Annotated in this window: 1 protein-coding gene; it reads right to left on the bottom strand. The window is 64.7% G+C overall.

Annotation, left to right across the window (positions count from 1 at the left end; translation table 11 throughout):
- The coding region (locus SREC43747_RS0119340; protein ID WP_029723012.1) for an Hsp70 family protein at window positions 1-408 on the bottom strand (408 nt) is incomplete at both ends.

Below are 408 nucleotides of genomic sequence, written 5' to 3'. Positions count from 1 at the left end.
TCCAGCAGGTCGGAGGTGATCCGCTCGAACTCGGCCCGGGTCAGGGTCTCGTCCAGGAACAGCGGGTTCTTGTCGGCGTCCACCGTGATGTAGGGCAGGTTGATGCTGGTCTGCGAAGCGGACGACAGCTCGATCTTGGCCTTCTCAGCGGCTTCCTTGATCCGCTGCATGGCCATGCGGTCCTTGGTCAGGTCGATGCCGTGCGAAGCCTTGAACTTGTCGACCAGCCACTCGACGATCCGCTCGTCCCAGTCGTCGCCACCCAGGTGGGTGTCGCCAGACGTCGCTCGGACTTCCACCAGCCCCTCGCCGACCTCCAGCAGGGAGACGTCGAAGGTACCGCCACCGAGGTCGAAGACCAGGATGGTCTGCTCCTTCTCGCCCTTGTCCAGGCCGTAGGCCAGGGCC

Source organism: Saccharopolyspora rectivirgula DSM 43747 (assembly GCF_000497205.1).
In the GTDB taxonomy this organism is placed as follows: Bacteria; Actinomycetota; Actinomycetes; order Mycobacteriales; family Pseudonocardiaceae; genus Saccharopolyspora; species Saccharopolyspora rectivirgula.
Note: the sequence above shows the minus strand (reverse complement) of the source record. Positions and strands in the feature narration are given on the sequence as shown.